The organism is Streptomyces macrosporus, from assembly GCF_039533145.1.
GTDB classification, from domain to species: Bacteria; Actinomycetota; Actinomycetes; order Streptomycetales; family Streptomycetaceae; genus Streptomyces; species Streptomyces macrosporus.
In genome coordinates this window covers 410,770-425,870 of the sequence record NZ_BAAASZ010000026.1, presented here as the reverse complement: position 1 = coordinate 425,870, position 15,101 = coordinate 410,770, and the positions used below count along the sequence as shown (strand labels likewise).

Genomic DNA, 15,101 nt, shown 5'->3' with positions numbered 1-15,101 from the left:
GGGCGTGGAGAGGGTGCGGCTCTCCACGCCCCCTTTTTCCTGTCCCGGTCCCCGCCCCGGTCCTCCCGGGTCCGTCCTCCGGGGTCCGTCCTCCGGGGTCGGTCCAGCTCAGTCCAGCAGGGCGGCGAGGCCGCCGGAGCGGGCCAGGTCCTCCAGCTCGTCCAGCGCCCGGCGGGCGCGTCCGGCGGCCTCCGGGTCGCGCTCGGCCAGCCCTTCGGCCTCGAACTCGTCCTCGTCCAGGCGCAGCACGGCGGAGCGGTCGGCCGACACCCACAGGTCCAGTTCCAGGTCCCGTGTGGTCAGCGTCTCCCCCTCGACGCGGGCCGGGCGGGTCACGTCGCAGTACCAGCCCTTGAGGGAGCCGTCCGCGGCGCGCACCTCCTTCACCGAGAACCAGCGATCGCGCCAGTAGTGCTCGGTGAACACGTCGCCGCGCTCGAAGCGCACGAAGCCGAAGTCGCGCACCGGCGGCCCGGCCCAGGGCGCCCGCACCACCGCGTGGGTGCCGTCGTCGCGTACCGCCGTGGCCGGGTAACGCACCTGCCGGTCACGGGACTTGAGGAGGACGACGGTCACTTCGCCGCCCGGTGTCAGGGCGGTGTGCCGAGGCCGGGGACGCGGGCGGGGGTTCGAGGGGGTGTTCACGGTCCCACCCTTCCCCGACGCGCGCGGGGAGCGCATCCGATTTTCGGCGCGCCCCCGCGTGCGCAGGGGGCGGTCAGCGGGAACGGCCCGTCCCGCCCCCGCCGCCCGGCTCGTCGGCGTTCCGGTCGGGATCCCGGTCGGCGTCCTGGTCGGGCCGGCGGCGCGGCCTGGTGCCGCCGATGGGGCCGGCGGGCGGGACCTTCGGCGGGGTCGCCGGCTGGTCCGGCTCCTCGCCGGGGACCAGGTCCCTGGCCGAGACGCGCGCCTCGTCGTCCTTCTTCCTGTTCCGATCGGCCTTCTCGTCGCTCATGCGCCCCGACTACCCGGGGCGCGGCACGCCCTAACGGCTTCCCCGGCCCGACACGGACCCCACCCCGGTCCCGACACGGAGCGGCTCCGGGCACGGTCCCTGACCTCCGTGCCCGGAGCCCTCTCACTCCCCCACAGGGCCGCTCGCTCGGCCGCGGTCCGGGTGCCCCCGCCCGTGGAGGGCAAACACCCGATCCGTCGCTTTCCCGGCTCTCACTCGGTCCGCGCCCGGGCTCCCTCCCGGGTGCGGCCCGCCGAGACGGCTCGGTTGGGATGGCGCCGCAGGTACTCGTTCTCCAACTGCTCCGTGCGCCGGGTGTGCGCGGCGAGCGCGTCGGACGAGCCGTGCAGCAGGGTGTCGTGCCGAGTCCGGTGCAGGGACTGCAGTTCCTCCAGCAGCTCGGAGTCGGACAGCCTTCCCGGATCGATCCCCAGCTCCCGTTCCATCTGTCGGTGACCTCCTTCTTCCTGGCCTTCTTCCTGGCCTTCTTCGTGGTCTTCTTCCTGGCCTTCCTTGTGTCCTCTCCCTGGCCTGTGCCGCCTTCCGTGTCGTTTGCACCGGTTCGGGTACCCGAAACTCTCCATTCAAGGAGGGAGCCCATGGAACTCGGATTCCTCAGCCCGATCCTCGATCGGCCCGGCCCCTGGGCCTCGGTCTACTTCGACACCCCGTTGGCGACCGAGGACGCGGCCGCTCGCCACGAACTCGGCGCCCGCGAGGCCTGCGAGCAGTTGAAGGGCCAGGGAGCCGACGACCGCACCTGTCGGGCGGTGTACGACGCGCTGGTCGCCCTGCCGCGCACCTCACGGCCGTCGGGGCGGGCGCTGTTCGCCACCGGGGGCGAGGTGGTGCTCGCCCGGGACCTGGCCGTGCCGCCGCCCGGCGGCGCGCAGGTCACCTGGGGCCCGCTGCCGCACACCACCCCCCTGCTGGACCTGATGGACGCGGCGCCGACCTGCCTGGTGGCACGGGTGGACCGCACCGGCGCGGACCTGGAACTGCGCGGCCCGTTCGGAGTCCGCGAGGTCGGTCAGGTGCAGGGCGAGGAGCGGCCCCTGCACATGACCCCGTCCATCTCCTGGCGGGAGCGGCACTTCCAGAACTCGGTGGAGAACACCTGGGACCGCAACGCCGCACTCATCGCGGAGGAGTTGCGCAAGCGCCGCGCCGAGACCGGCGCCGAACTGGTGGTGCTCGCCGGGGACGGCCGCGAGTGCCACGCCGTCCAGGACCGGTTGGCTCCCGAACTGCGGGAGCTGTCCGTCCTGGCCGGGCACGGGGTCCGCGGCGCGGGCCGCAACCAGGCCAGGAGCGAGCGGATGCTGGAAGAGGAGGTGGAGGCGGCCCGCGCCGAGCGGCTGCGCCGGCACGCCGCCGCGGTCATGGAGCAGTTCCAGGCCAGGCGGGTGCCGACCGACGACGGCCGGGTGGGAGCCGCCGAGGGCGTGCCCGCGCTCGTCGACGCGGCGCGCGAGCACCGCATCGCCGCACTGCTGGTCCGTCCCGACGGCCCCGACCTGCACCGTGAGGTGTGGGTGGGCGACGAGCCGGACCAGGTGGCGGTGCGCCGCGGCGACGTGCGGTCCCCCGGCCGGCCCGAGCCCGTCAGCGCCCGCGCCGACGACGCGCTGGTGCGGGCGGCGGCGGCCACCGGCGCCGAGGTGATCTCCGTGGGGCCGCTCGCGGACGAGCCGAACACCCCCGAGGGACTGCCGGTGGGCGGGCTCGGCGCGCTGCTGCGCTGGCCGTACGGCGGACCCCCGGCGCAGGGTGCGACAGGGGGTCAGCCGCCGACGGCCTAACCCGCCGGACTCCCCCGAGCGCCCGAGCGTCCATGCAGTCCACATAACGGAACAATGTTGCTCGCATGGCGAGACAAGGCGGTACGGTGCGCCCATGTCCACAGCGAACGCCGTGTACACCCACGGCCACCACGAGTCCGTGCTGCGCTCCCACCGCAGGCGCACCGCCGCCAACTCCGCGGCCCACCTCCTGCCCGACCTCTCCCCCGGCCTGTCGGTGCTGGACGTGGGCTGCGGTCCGGGCACCATCACCGCCGACCTGGCCGCGCTGGTGGCGCCCGGCGAGGTCACGGCGGTGGACGCCTCCGGGGACGTCCTGGAGGAGGCGCGGGCCACCGCCGCCGAACGCGGCCTGACCAACGTCCGCTTCGTGCGCGGCGACGTCCTGGCGCTGGGCTTCCCCGACGACTCCTTCGACGTCGTCCACGCCCACCAGGTCCTCCAGCACGTGGGCGATCCGGTGGCGGCGCTGCGCGAGATGCGCCGGGTGTGCCGCCCGGGCGGGGTGGTCGCGGCCCGGGACGCCGACTACGCGGCCATGGCCTGGTACCCGGAGGTGCCGGGGCTGGACGACTGGCGGGACCTGTACCACCGGGTGGCCCGGGCCTCCGGCGGCGAACCGGACGCCGGGCGCAGGCTGCGGGCCTGGGCCCGCGCGGCGGGCTTCGCCGACGTCACCGCCTCCGCGAGCGCCTGGTGCTTCGCCGACGACGCCGACCGCGCCTGGTGGAGCGACCTGTGGGCGGAGCGCACGGTCGCCTCCTCCTACGCCTCCCTCGCCGTCGACGGCGGACACGCGCGGCGGGAGGAGGTGGAGCGGATCGCGGCGGCCTGGCGCGAGTGGGGCGCGCGGGAGGACGGCTGGTTCCTGGTGCCCCACGGGGAGATCCTGTGCCGGGTCCGAGGAGTCCGCGAGGGGGCCCGGCGGACGGTCCGGGCGCGCCTGACACCGCGCACGCCCCCAACTAGGCTCGCCCGCATGGAGATTCTGGGGACCTCGCTGCGCGTGTGTGTCGACGACCTCGACGCGGCGATCGGAGTGTACGAGCGGATCACCGGCGCCGAGGCCGCGCGGTTCGCGCAGGGGCCCGTCTCGGCGGCGGCGGTCGGCCCCTTCCTGCTGCTGAGCGGCCCGCCCGGCCCGATGGAGATCCTGCGCAAGGTCGTCGCCACCCTGGCGGTGCGGGACGTGGACGAGGCCGCGGCCACGCTCAAGGCGGTCGGCGCGGAGATCCTCGCCGGGCCCACGCCGACCTCCATCGGCCGGAACCTGGTGGCCCGTCATCCCGACGGATCGGTCTTCGAGTACGTCGACCGCCGGGAGACGGGCCGGTAGGGAGCCCCTCCGGGGGCGTCCCGGAGGGGCGAGGCGCGGGGACGCCTCAGGAGACGTCGACCACGATCTTGCCCCGGGCGCGGCCGGACCGGCTGAGCCGCCACGCCTCGGCGGCCTCGGCCAGCGGCACCGCCTTGTCCACGCCGACCGTCAGCTTCCCCGCGTCGGCGAGGTCGGCCAGCGCGGTGAGGTCGTCCCGGTCGGGCCGCACGAACAGGTAGCGCCCGCCCTTGGCGGTCACCCCGGGGTCGATGATGGACAGCACCCTGGCGGGGTCGCGCAGCACCTGCCGCGAGACGTCCACCGCGTCGCCGCCGACGAAGTCGAACGCCGCGTCCACGCCGTCGGGCGCCAGGGCGCGGACCCGGTCGGCCAGGCCCTCCCCGTACGTCACCGGCTCGGCTCCCAGCTCCCGCAGGAAGTCGTGGTTGCGCTCGCTGGCGGTGCCGATGACCCGGGCGCCGCGGGCGACCGCGATCTGCGTGGCCAGCGAGCCCACACCGCCGGACGCGGCGTGGACCAGCACCGTCTCGCCCTCGCCGACGTCCAGCCGCCTCAGCGACTGGTACGCGGTGAGTCCGGCCAGCGGCAGCCCCGCCGCCTGCCGCCAGTCCAGCGCGGCGGGCTTGCGGGCCAGGGTCCGCACCGGCGCGGCGACCAGCTCGGCGTAGGTGCCGTTCTGCGCCCAGTCCTTGCGGACGTATCCGATCACCTCGTCGCCGGGGGCGAACTCGTGCACCTCGGGCCCGGTCCGCTCCACGACGCCCGCCACGTCCCAGCCGGGGATCAGCGGGAAGTGCGCGTCGAGGATCGCGTCGAGGTAACCCGCGCCGACCTTCCAGTCCACCGGGTTCACCCCGGCCGCCTTCACCCGCACCAGCACCGCGTCGGGCCCGAGCTTGGGCTCGGGCAGGTCCATGAGCGTCAGGTCGTCCGGTCCGCCGTAGTTCTTCAGAGCGATTGCCTTCATGCTCCGCACAACTTCCCCGACCGGGGTGATCATTCCTGCCGCTGCCCCGTACGGGACCCGGTCCCGCGGCGCGGCCCTCCCCGGTCCGCGCCGCGGGGCGCGGCCGGAACTCGCCGCGGTCGGGCGGGGGTTCGACGGTGGGCGTGCGCCGTCAGCGACGGCGGACGAGGTACGGCCCGCCCGGCGGGGCCGTCCCACGGTCCTACGGGGTGTGCGGATCGACCGGACGGGGGACCGCGACGGCGGCGGCCGCCGCGTAGCCGTCCGGGACCTCGACGTCGGTGAGCGTCCAGCCGGGGATCTCGGCGGGCACCGCGAGGCTGCCGACGTAGGTGACCGAGGGGTCCTCGCCCAGGCCGGTGCCGGTGCCCTTGAGGTACGCCTCCTTCCGGGTCCAGCAGCGGGCGAAGGCGGCCGGGCGGTCGGCGGACGGCAGTCTTCCGATCTCGGCGCGCTCGCGCGGGTGGAGCGCGCGGACGGTCTGGGCGACGGTGGCGGCCGTGGGGTGCGCCTCGACGTCCACGCCCACGGGAGCGTCGTCGAAGGCGAGGAGCACCACGTCGCCCGCGTGCGACAGCGAGAAGTGCACCGGGTTGCCGGGCACGGCGGGCCGGCCGTGCGGCCCGCCGCACAGCGGGCACGCCTCGCGCGTCAGGGGGACGGCGGCCGGGTCGGTGCCCAGGAGCGCGGCGAGTTCCCGGCGCAGGGCCGTGTGGGCGACCCGGTAGCGGTCGCGGTCGGCCTCCTGGACGAACGCCACGCACCGGGCCCGCTCCTCCTCGGACAGGACCGCGCCGTCGCGGGCGTCGGCCGCGTGCTCGGACACCCGCAGTACGTGCAGCTTCACGGTTTCCTCCAGGGCGCGGTGGGACGGCGGTGGCGGTTCAGGGACGCCTGAGGCAGGTGTAGGTGCCGAAGAGGCGTCCCTCGTACTCCGCCTCCACTATCTCGAACCCGGCCGCGTCCAGCATCGGCTCCAGCAGCCAGCGGAAGGTGCTGTACTCGGTGCGCAGGTGCTCGGCGTAGTCCTGCCGGGTGTATCCCCGCGCGGGGTCGTCGGCCGCGCCCGCCATCCACGCCTCCAGGACGGTCTCGGCCTCGGCCGGGCGGAAGTCGAAGACCAGGTCGCGGAGTCTGAGCACGCCGCCGGGCCGCAGCGTGCGGGCGATGCGGTCCAGGGCCACCGCCTTCCAGAAGTCGGGCAGTTGGTGGAGGGCGTGCCGGGTGTGCACGGCGTCGGCGGGCGGACCGGAGTGCTCGTAGGTGAGGAACCCGGCCCGCACGCACGCCAGGTTCGCCGCCCCCTCCTCGGCCGCCCGGACCCGCAGGTGCTCCAGCATCGCGGGCGAGACGTCCACGGCGACCACCCGTGCGAACTCCCGCGCCGCCGCCAGGGCGAACCGCCCCGTCCCGGCGCCCAGGTCGACCACGGTGGCGTCCTCCCCCACGCCGTGACGGCGCAGCGCGGCGACGTCCGGCGCGGGGTCGGGGAACCCCTGCTTGCGGTCGAACCCCGCCACGAAGTCGGGGTCCAGGTGCTCGGGACCGGCGTACGCCGACTCGTCGATCCGCCAGGACGCGGGGGTGGCGGGCGGCGTGCCCGGTGCGGTGGTCATGCGGCCGATCGTGGCACGGACCCCGCCCGGACGCCCACCGGTTATCCGGACCGGCCGGGCGCGTGGCGGGCGGTGTACTCGGCGAAGGGCGCGATGCCCACCTCGGCGCGCCGCTCGTCCACGCGAGCGGGATCGGGGTCGACGCACGGCCACGGGACGGGGGCGCCGTCGCGGACGTCCGCGATCTGGGTGCCGTAGACCTGCGGGCGGCCCTCGTTGACCAGGACGCGGTCACGGAGGAACGCCAGCCGGTAGGCGCTGTCCTCGCCCCGCTCCACGGCCCGCTCCAGCAGGGCCAGGGCGCGGCGCTGGACGCCGAGGTCGCGGTCGGCGTGCTGGGCCACGATCCAGGCGCCGGTGGCGGCCTCCTCGCCGACAGCCGCGACGCTCGGCCAGCCGAACTCGTCCATGATCTCCGCCAGGCGGTCGCCGTGCTCGGCGGTCAGCCGCCGCCAGGCCAGCCGCTCGGCGACGTCCTCGCTGTTGGCCAGGTGCACCGAACGGCGGTCCCGCTCGGCCATCGCGCGCAGTACCGCCGCGACCTCGGCCCGGGCGTCGCCGCCGGTCGTCTCCGTCATCTCCGTGTCTCCTTCCGCTCGGTCGGCTTCGACGGTAGACGCCGTCGGCGGCGGAAAGATCGTTCCGGAAGACGGTGACAGAGGGGGGCCGGAGCCGCGAGAATGGAATCCACGCGGCTCCGACTCCGCCTGTTCGAAGGCCGGTTCAGGCGGCGAAGCCGCCGTCCACGGCCACGGAGGCGCCGGTGATGTACCGGCCACCGGCGCCGGCCAGGTGCGCCACCGTCGCCGCGACCTCCTCGGGCCGCCCGTAGCGCCCCAGCGCGGTGAGGCTCCTCTGGGCCTCCGCGCCCGGCCCGTCCGCGGGGTTCGTGTCGGTGTCGATCGGGCCGGGGTGGACGAGGTTGGCCGTGATGCCGCGCGGGCCGAGCTCCCGGGCCGGCGCCTTGGTCAGACCCGTCAGGGCGGCCTTGCCGGTGGCGTAGAGGGAGCCGCCGGGGAAGGCGACGCGCTCGGCCATGCAACTGCCGATCGTGACGATCCGTCCGCCCTCCCCCATGTGGCCGGCGGCGGTCTGGCAGGCCAGGTAGGGGGCGCGGACGTTGACGTGCAGCACCCGGTCGACGTCCTCCGCCGTGATCTCCTCGATCGGGGCGAGGACTCCGGCCCCGGCGTTGTTCACCAGGATGTCCAGGCGCCCGAACTCCGCCACGGTGGTCTTCACCGCGGCGCGGACGGCGGTCGGGTCGGCGTTGTCGGCGCGCACCGCCCGGGCCCGGCGTCCGAGGGCCTTGATCCTCTCCACCACTCGCTCCGCGCGCTCCTCGGAGTGCCGGTAGGTCAGTGCCACGTCGGCACCGTCCCGGGCGAGCCGCAGCGCCACGGCCTCGCCTATGCCGCGGCTGCCGCCGGTCACCAGGGCGACCTTGCCGTACAGGTCGCCCGTGCCGGTCGTGCCGGTCGTGCCGGTCGTGTCGGTCGTGCCGGTCGTGCCGTTGGTCGTCGATGACATGGCTCGATCCTCGTGCGGCGCGGCCCACGGGTCCGGCGGCAATCGGACATCGCGTTCGACGGCCCGCGTCCGCGGTCCCTATGCTCGGGTCCCGTGAGCCCCGCGGAGTTGGTACCGCCCACCCTGCCCGTCGTCCGCACCGTCTCCGGTTCTCCGGGCGGGCCCGCCTGGCTGGAGCGACTGCCCGACTTGATCCGGGAGTTGAGCGAGCGTTGGGGGCTCGTCCTCGGGGAGCCGTTCGCCGGGGGAAGCTGCTCGTGGGTGGCGCCGGTGCGGCGGGGGGAGACCCGGGCCGTCCTCAAGGTGGGGTGGCCCCATCCGGAGGCCGCCGGGGAGGGCGAGGCGCTGCGGCTGTGGGACGGACGGGGGGCCGTGCGGCTGTACGAGCACGACGCCGAGCGGTACGCCCTGTTGCTGGAACACTGCGCGCCCGGCACCGAACTGGGGGACGCCGTCGAACTGCCCGTCGAGGAGCGGCTGGTGGCCGGGGCCGAGCTGGTGCGCGGGCTGTGGAGCGCGCCCGTGCCGCCGGAGACGGGGCTGGACCGGGTGGCGGACGTGACCGCCGCGTGGGCGGTGATCGCCGAGGAGCGCATGGCCCGGCTCCGGCCTCCGGGCTTCGATCCCGCCCTGGTGGCGCTGGGGGTGCGGCTGCTGCGCGAGCTGCCCGTCACCGCCGGCCGCGAGGTCGTGGTGCACGGCGACCTCAACCCCGGCAACGTGCTGGCCGCCGAGCGCGAGCCCTGGCTGGCGATCGACGCCAAGCCGATGGTGGGCGACCCGCTGTACGACCCCTGGCCGCTGATCGAGCAGATCGACGCCCCCTTCGGCCGGCCCTCCCCGCGTCCGGTGGTCGCCGCGCGCTGCGCGCTGGTCGCCGACGTGCTCGGCGAGGACGTGGCGCGGCTCCAGGCGTGGGGGGTGGCGCGACGCGTGGAGTCGGCGCTGTGGGCCGTGGCCGAACGGGGCGATCTCGACGCCGGGGTCGGGATGATGCGTCAGGTGCGGACGTTGGCGGACCTGGCGGGGCTGTAGTCCCCGGCGCTCACTCCCCCACCTCGCCGTCGGCCAGTTCGCGGACGATGTCGAGGTGGCCGGCGTGGCGGGCGTACTCCTGGAGGACGTGGAGGAGGATCCAGGCCAGGGTCGGGGCCTCCTCCTCGGTGGCGAAGCGGCCTCCGACCGCGGCGCGGTCGGTCGGGGCGGCGGAGGCGACGATCTCGCGGGAGCGGGCGCACTGGGCGCGGAAGCGCTCCACGACCCGCTCGGTCGTCATGCCGTCGGGGACGTGCCGGCGGCCGTCGGCGTCCTGGTCCGCCCAGGGGTCCTCGACGGGCTCGGCCGTGAAGCCCCATCGGAACCAGCGGCGTTCGACGCAGGCCAGGTGCCAGAGCAGTTCCAGCGGCGTCCAGCCCGAGGGCAGCCGGCTGCGGCGCAGCTCGGCCTCGGAGAGCCCGTCGAGCTTCCGCAGGACGGTGTCGCGGTAGTAGTCGAGGTAGGCGGCCGGCAGGCCCACCGGGTCGGGCGGGGTGTCGGGCGGGGGCTCGGGCAGCGGGGTGCCGTCCCCGAAGATCCCGGTCGTCTCGGGGCTCATCTCAGGGCCGCCTCCCGGAGGGTGAGGGTGCACGCGTCGGCGTCCAGGGTGGCGGGCACGCCCAGCGGAAGGGTCAGGGTCGAGGGGCCGTGGCCGAATCCCAGCTCCTCCACCACGGGCACGCCCAGCGGGGCGAGCCGGTCCAGCAGCACCGCGCGGACCTCCTCGTAGGGGCCGCAGTCGTACCAGGAGCCCAGCACGACGCCCGTCACGCCGTCCAGCGCCCCGGAGCGCAGCAGGTGGGTGAGGTGGCCGTCGAGGCGGTACGGCTGCTCCCCGACGTCCTCCAGCAGCAGGATGCCGCCGCCGTCCGGGCAGGCGGGCCGCCGCCCGCGGACGCCGAGTTCGCCGGCCAGCAGGGACAGGCAGCCGCCGAAGGTGGTGCCGTGGGCGCGGCCGGGCACCAGGGTGCGGGCGGTGGGCGAGGTGATCTCGGTGACCGTCTCCGGCGCGAAGAGGGTGCGGCGCAGGTGGTCCTGGGTGGTGGTGTCCTTGAGGAAGGAGACGGTGGCGGGCATCGGGCCGTGCAGGGTGGCCAGGCCCAGCCGGGCGGCGATGGCCTCGTGCAGCGCGGTGAGGTCGCTGTAGCCGACGAACGCCTTGGGGCCGGCCGCGCGCAGCGCCTCCCAGTCCACCAGGTCCACCATCCGCTGGACGCCGTAGCCGCCGCGCGCGGCGAGGACCGCCGCGACGGTGGGGTCGCACCAGGCGTCCGTCAGGTCGCGGGCGCGGTCGGCGTCGGTGCCCGCGAGGTGGTCCAGGCGCGGGTGGACGTCGAGGACGTGCGGCATGACGACCGGGTCCAGGTCCCAGCCGCGCAGGACGTCCACGCCGGCGTCCAGCCGCTCGGGAAGCACCGGCCCGCTGGGCGCCACGATCGCCACCCGGTCGCCGGGGCGCAGCCGCCGGGGGCGGGCGAGGGAGGTGAGGGAGGGTGCGGCGGGGGTCATTCGGCGAGCTCCAGCGGGGGGACGTCCGGGCGGTCGAAGCCGAAGACCCGTGCGTACAGGGCGAGTTCGGCCTCGACGGCCCGGGTGATGGTCTCGGCCTTGCGGAAGCCGTGGCTCTCGCCCTCGAAGGCGAGGTAGGCGTGCGGCACTCCGCGGCCGGCGACCGCGGCCAGGAAGCGGTCGCACTGGGCGGGCGGGCAGATCACGTCGTCCAGGCCCTGGAGGAGCAGGAACGGCACGGTGACGCGGTCGGCGTGGTGGAGGGGCGAGCGGTCGCGGTAGCGGTCGGGGTGCTCCTCCAGGCGGCCGACGAGGGAGACCAGGTACTGCGACTCGAAGTCGTGGGTCTCGCCGGTCGCCCAGCCCTCCAGGTCCAGGATCGGGTAGCTGATCGTCCCGCAGGCGTACAGGCCCTCGGTCAGCGGCGAGGTGAGGGAGACCGCGGTGGTCCAGCCTCCCGCGCTGCCGCCGCGTATGGCCAGCCGAGCGGGGTCGGCGGTGCCCTCCTCGGCCAGGGTCCGCGCGACGGCCGCGCAGTCCTCGACGTCGACCACGCCCCACTGCCCCCGCAGCCGTTCGCGGTAGGCGCGGCCGTAGCCCGCCGAGCCTCCGTAGTCGACCTCGACCACGCCGATGCCGCGCGAGGTGAAGTAGGCGATCTCCAGGTCCAGGACGAGCGCCGCCCGTCCGGTGGGACCGCCGTGGGCCCAGACGACGTAGGGCGGCAGCTCGCCGTCGGGGGCCCGGTGCGCGGGGTTGCGCGGCGGGTAGAGCCGGGCGTGGATCTCGCGCCCGTCGGGCCCGTGGAAGACGCGCGCCTCGGGCTCGGGGAAGTGGGCGGGGTCCACGGGGTCGGTGTGCTCGGCGCCGACGACCAGGGTGTGGCCGGTGCAGGTGTCCAGCTCCACGACCTCGTAGTCGCGGTGGGGGCCGGCGGCGATGCCGATGACGCGGGTGCCCGCGGAGGCCAGTGTCGGGGCCCACTCGGTCCAGGGGCCGGGGGTGTCGGCCAGTTCGCCGGTGCGGGGGTCGAGGATGCCCAGGCGTGGGGAGCCGAGGCCGTGGAGGACGGCGACCAGGCCGTTCTCCAGCGGCTCGAACCACTGGTGGCCGATCTTCCACAGCGGTCCGCCGAACTCCTCCGGGCGCGGGCAGAGGTTGGTGCTCCCGCCGCCGGCCCCGGCCGCGTCGACGTCCAAGCGGTACAGGTTCCACCAGCCGCTCGCGTCGCCGGCGTACAGCAGCGCGCCGTCCGCGCCCCAGCCGACCTGGGCGATCGACTCGTCGGGGCCGCCGACGACCGCCCGCGCGTCCGTCAGGGTGCCGGCGTCGGTGACGTCGGCGAGGCGGACGACCGTGCCGTCCCAGGGCATCCGCGGGTGGTCCCAGGCCAGCCACGCCACGCGCCGCCCGTCCGGGGAGAACCGGGGGCCGGTGACGAAGCGGTCGGCGCCGTCGGTCAACTCCCGCACCCGGGCGCGGTCGTCGGCGGCCGAGCCGTCCAGGGGGACGGCCGCGAGCACGCGGCGCACGTCGGTGGGACGGGGGCCGGTGAACTCCTCCAACACGCACCACACCTCGCCCCGCTCCGGCAGCACCACCGGGTCGGCCCAGCGCAGGCCCTCGCCCACCGGGGAGAGGGGGGTGAGCGGGCGGGGCGCGGCGCCGGGGTGGTCCGGCTCGAACGCGTACATCCGCTGGTCGGGATGGTGGACGAAGACGACCAGCGGCCCGCCGTCCGCGCGCTCCGCCCCCGCCCACGGCCGGCCGCCGTACTCGATCACCCGGCTGCGGACGTTCCACGGCTCGGGCAGCACGGACTCGGCCGGTCCGGTGCCGTACGGGCGCAGCCGCATCAGGGCCCGGCGTCCCCCCTCGGTCGGGCGGGGCTCGGTCCACCACACCTCCTGGCCGACGGTGCCCACGTACTCGGGGTGGCCGTCGTGCGCGGCGACCAGGCGGGCGTCGATCGGGGACGTCCAGGTGCCGTACGGGGCGGTGGCGGGCGTCATCGGCTGGCTCCCTTGCTGCGGCTCGTCGGAGTCGGGTCGGAGGCGGGGATGGGTCGCGTCGGAGGTCGGACTCGGAGGGTCGGGCTCGGGGGCCGGACTCAGAGGTTGAACACTCAGAGGTTGAACACTCAGAGGTTGAACAGGGCGCGGTCGAGGACCCGCACGCCGAAGTGCAGGGCCTCGACGGGGACCCGCTCGTCGACGCCGTGGAACATCGCCTGGTAGTTGATGCCCTCGGGGAGCTTCAGCGGCGAGAAGCCGTAGCCCACGATGCCCAGCGGCGCGAACTGCTTGGCGTCGGTGCCGCCCGTCATGCAGAACGGGATGACGTGGGCGTCGGGGTCGAAGTGCTCCAGGGACTCGCGGAGCACGGCGAACGTGCGCGAGTCGACCGGTGCCTCGACGGCCGGGCCGCGGTGGTAGAACTCCCAGTCCACGTCCGGGCCGGTCAGCTCGTCCATGGTGGCGACGAACTCCTCCTCGGTGCCGGGGAGGACGCGGCCGTCGACGTACGCGGTGGCGCTGCCGGGGATCACGTTGATCTTGTAGCCGGCCTTGAGGCCGGTGGGCGCGGAGCTGTTGCGCACGGTCGCCTCGACCAGCTTGGCGGCCGGGCCGAGCTTGGCCAGCAGGGCGTCCACGTCGAAGTCGGGGGCGTCGAGGTCGGGGACGTCCAGGCCGTTGAGGCGGGACAGCTCGGTGAGGGCGGCCCGCACCGTCGGGGAGAGCCGCACGGGCCAGGTGTGCTCGCCGATCCGGTGCACCGCGGCGGCCAGCCGGCTCACCGCGTTGGCGCGGTTGACCTTGGAGCCGTGTCCGGCGCGTCCGGTGGCGGTGAGCTCCATCCAGGCGGTGCCGCGCTCGCCGGCCGCGACCGGGTAGAGCCGCAGGCCGCCGTCCGCGTGGAAGGTGTAGGCGCCGGACTCGCCGATGCCCTCGGTGCAGCCCTCGAAGAGCTCGGGGTGCTCCGTGGCGAGGAAGTCGGCGCCGTACTGGCCGGTGTCCTCCTCGTCGGCGGTGAAGGCGAGCACGATGTCGCGGCGGGGCCGCACCCCGGCCCGCGCCCAGGCGCGGACGGTGGCCAGGACCATGGCGTCGGCGTTCTTCATGTCGACCGCGCCGCGGCCCCAGACCACGCCGTCGCGGACCTCGCCGGAGAAGGGGTGGACGGTCCAGTCGGCGGGCTCGGCGGGCACCACGTCCAGGTGGCCGTGGACGAGCAGCGCGTCGGCGCCCGCGTCGGTGCCCTCGATGCGGGCGACGACGTTGGTGCGGCCCGGGATCTTCTCCAGCAGCTTCGGCTCGATGCCGACGTCGGCCAGGCGCTCGGCGACGTACTCGGCCGCCTTCCGCTCCGTGCCGTCGCCGTTGCCGAGGTTGACGGAGTCGATGCGGATCAGCTCGGAGGTGAAGGCAACCGCCTCGTCGAGGGCCTGCCGGTCGATGTGCTCGGTGCGCTCAGCCATACTGTTCCTCCACGGCGGACGAGACGACCGTGGTGACCGCCTTGAAGGTGCGAATGCCCTCGTACATGGACGGCGATGTGTACGCCACGCGGCGCTCACCCGTCCGCTCCACGCCGGGGACGACGGTGGCCGCGCCCACCAGGTGCTCGGCGTCGAACTCGATCTCGATGGTGTGGGGCCGGGGTCGGACGGGCTCGTGGCGGACGGCCAGCGCCACCGCCTTCTCGGCCGCCGCGCGGATGTCGGCGGCGGTGCGGGCGGGGGTGCGGCAGACGGCCGCGTACCGGGAGACGTGGTCCTTGACGGCCACCCCGAGCGCGCTCGGCGCGTAGTCGCGGGCGTCCTCGCAGGTGAGGTCGTCGCCGGTGACGAGGATCACGGGGACGCCGAACTCGGCCACCACCGCGGTGTTGAGCCGTCCCTCGCTCGCCCGCTCGCCGTCCAGCCACACGCCGGTGATGGTGTTGGCGAGGTAGGTGTGGGCGAGGACGCCCTCGGTGCCGGCGCCGGTGTGGTAGCCGACGAAGGCGATGCCGTCCACGTCGCCGTGCTGGACGCCCTCGACCATGCTGAGCGACTTGTGGCGGCCGGTGAGCATCTGGGCGCGGTCGTCCAGCCGCTCCAGCAGCAGGTTCCGCATGCTCCAGTGCGCCTCGTTGATCAGTACCTCGTCCGCTCCGCCGGCGAAGAACCCGGCGACCGCCGCGTTCACGTCGGAGGTGAACATCGGACGACAGCGTTCCCACTGGGGGGTGCCCGGCAGCACGTCGGCGGGCCAGGTCACACCCGTGGCGCCCTCCATGTCCGCACTGATCAAGATCTTCGTCATGGCACGCCACGTTACGCGCCGCCCGGGCGAGGGCAAAGCCC

General features: G+C 75.2%; 16 protein-coding genes and 1 pseudogene. 4 read left to right on the top strand and 13 right to left on the bottom strand.

Annotated features, from left to right (window positions below; translation table 11 throughout):
• Positions 1 to 108: 108 nt before the first annotated feature.
• The 3 genes from ABD335_RS18955 to ABD335_RS18945 all read right to left on the bottom strand — a co-directional run bounded on the left by ABD335_RS18955 (position 109) and on the right by ABD335_RS18945 (position 1,401).
• The gene (locus ABD335_RS18955) at positions 109 to 645 is read right to left on the bottom strand and encodes a ribonuclease FAU-1 family protein (RefSeq protein ID WP_425583672.1); all 537 of its coding nucleotides are present in this window, start codon (positions 643 to 645) and stop codon (positions 109 to 111) included.
• 73 nt (positions 646 to 718) lie between these two features.
• On the bottom strand, positions 719 to 955 hold the full coding sequence (locus ABD335_RS18950; RefSeq protein WP_344324642.1) for a hypothetical protein: 237 nt from the start codon (positions 953 to 955) through the stop codon (positions 719 to 721).
• Positions 956 to 1,167: 212 nt separating this feature from the next.
• Positions 1,168 to 1,401, bottom strand: a complete 234-nt coding sequence (locus ABD335_RS18945; protein ID WP_344324639.1) for a DUF6158 family protein — start codon at positions 1,399 to 1,401, stop codon at positions 1,168 to 1,170.
• A 153-nt stretch (positions 1,402 to 1,554) separates the two neighbouring features.
• Here ABD335_RS18945 and ABD335_RS18940 point away from each other — a divergent pair, with 153 nt between their 5' ends.
• The 3 genes and pseudogenes from ABD335_RS18940 to ABD335_RS18930 all read left to right on the top strand — a co-directional run bounded on the left by ABD335_RS18940 (position 1,555) and on the right by ABD335_RS18930 (position 4,093).
• Positions 1,555 to 2,757 (top strand): baeRF2 domain-containing protein, encoded by a 1,203-nt coding sequence (locus tag ABD335_RS18940; RefSeq protein WP_344324636.1) that lies wholly within the window; start codon positions 1,555 to 1,557, stop codon positions 2,755 to 2,757.
• Between the two features lie 94 nt (positions 2,758 to 2,851).
• A pseudogene (locus ABD335_RS18935) lies at positions 2,852 to 3,655 on the top strand (class I SAM-dependent methyltransferase); the annotation flags it as partial.
• Between the two features lie 81 nt (positions 3,656 to 3,736).
• Entirely contained in the window at positions 3,737 to 4,093 is a 357-nt protein-coding gene (locus ABD335_RS18930; RefSeq protein ID WP_344324738.1) for a VOC family protein, read from the top strand.
• Positions 4,094 to 4,139: 46 nt separating this feature from the next.
• On the opposite strand, the gene ABD335_RS18925 is transcribed toward ABD335_RS18930, so the two are convergent.
• From ABD335_RS18925 to ABD335_RS18905, 5 genes are all read right to left on the bottom strand, one after another.
• Complete coding sequence (locus ABD335_RS18925; protein ID WP_344324633.1) at positions 4,140 to 5,063, bottom strand: NADP-dependent oxidoreductase; 924 nt, start codon at positions 5,061 to 5,063, stop codon at positions 4,140 to 4,142.
• Positions 5,064 to 5,265: 202 nt separating this feature from the next.
• Positions 5,266 to 5,904 (bottom strand): 4'-phosphopantetheinyl transferase family protein, encoded by a 639-nt coding sequence (locus tag ABD335_RS18920; protein WP_344324735.1) that lies wholly within the window; start codon positions 5,902 to 5,904, stop codon positions 5,266 to 5,268.
• Between the two features lie 43 nt (positions 5,905 to 5,947).
• Positions 5,948 to 6,679, bottom strand: coding sequence for a class I SAM-dependent methyltransferase (locus ABD335_RS18915; RefSeq protein WP_344324630.1), 732 nt, complete (start codon positions 6,677 to 6,679; stop codon positions 5,948 to 5,950).
• 41 nt (positions 6,680 to 6,720) lie between these two features.
• Positions 6,721 to 7,257 (bottom strand): DUF6624 domain-containing protein, encoded by a 537-nt coding sequence (locus ABD335_RS18910; protein ID WP_344324627.1) that lies wholly within the window; start codon positions 7,255 to 7,257, stop codon positions 6,721 to 6,723.
• 145 nt (positions 7,258 to 7,402) lie between these two features.
• Positions 7,403 to 8,209, bottom strand: a complete 807-nt coding sequence (locus ABD335_RS18905) for an SDR family NAD(P)-dependent oxidoreductase (RefSeq protein WP_344324624.1) — start codon at positions 8,207 to 8,209, stop codon at positions 7,403 to 7,405.
• A gap of 93 nt (positions 8,210 to 8,302) precedes the next feature.
• Between ABD335_RS18905 and ABD335_RS18900 the strand changes: the two genes are divergently transcribed.
• Complete coding sequence (locus tag ABD335_RS18900) at positions 8,303 to 9,244, top strand: aminoglycoside phosphotransferase family protein (RefSeq protein WP_344324621.1); 942 nt, start codon at positions 8,303 to 8,305, stop codon at positions 9,242 to 9,244.
• 10 nt (positions 9,245 to 9,254) lie between these two features.
• Here the strand turns inward: ABD335_RS18900 and ABD335_RS18895 are convergent, their stop codons facing one another.
• The 5 genes from ABD335_RS18895 to ABD335_RS18875 form a co-directional block, all read right to left on the bottom strand.
• On the bottom strand, positions 9,255 to 9,803 hold the full coding sequence (locus ABD335_RS18895; RefSeq protein WP_344324618.1) for a DinB family protein: 549 nt from the start codon (positions 9,801 to 9,803) through the stop codon (positions 9,255 to 9,257).
• Positions 9,800 to 10,753 carry a S66 peptidase family protein gene (locus ABD335_RS18890; RefSeq protein ID WP_344324615.1) on the bottom strand — a complete coding sequence of 318 codons (954 nt, stop codon included), beginning with the start codon at positions 10,751 to 10,753 and terminating at the stop codon, positions 9,800 to 9,802. The genes ABD335_RS18895 and ABD335_RS18890 overlap by 4 nt, the downstream gene beginning before the upstream one ends.
• Positions 10,750 to 12,765, bottom strand: a complete 2,016-nt coding sequence (locus ABD335_RS18885; RefSeq protein ID WP_344324612.1) for a S9 family peptidase — start codon at positions 12,763 to 12,765, stop codon at positions 10,750 to 10,752. The genes ABD335_RS18890 and ABD335_RS18885 overlap by 4 nt, the downstream gene beginning before the upstream one ends.
• A gap of 128 nt (positions 12,766 to 12,893) precedes the next feature.
• On the bottom strand, positions 12,894 to 14,231 hold the full coding sequence (locus ABD335_RS18880) for a M20/M25/M40 family metallo-hydrolase (RefSeq protein WP_344324609.1): 1,338 nt from the start codon (positions 14,229 to 14,231) through the stop codon (positions 12,894 to 12,896).
• Positions 14,224 to 15,060 (bottom strand): M55 family metallopeptidase, encoded by an 837-nt coding sequence (locus ABD335_RS18875; RefSeq protein WP_344324606.1) that lies wholly within the window; start codon positions 15,058 to 15,060, stop codon positions 14,224 to 14,226. Before ABD335_RS18875 ends, ABD335_RS18880 begins: the two co-directional genes overlap by 8 nt.
• Positions 15,061 to 15,101 lie beyond the last annotated feature (41 nt).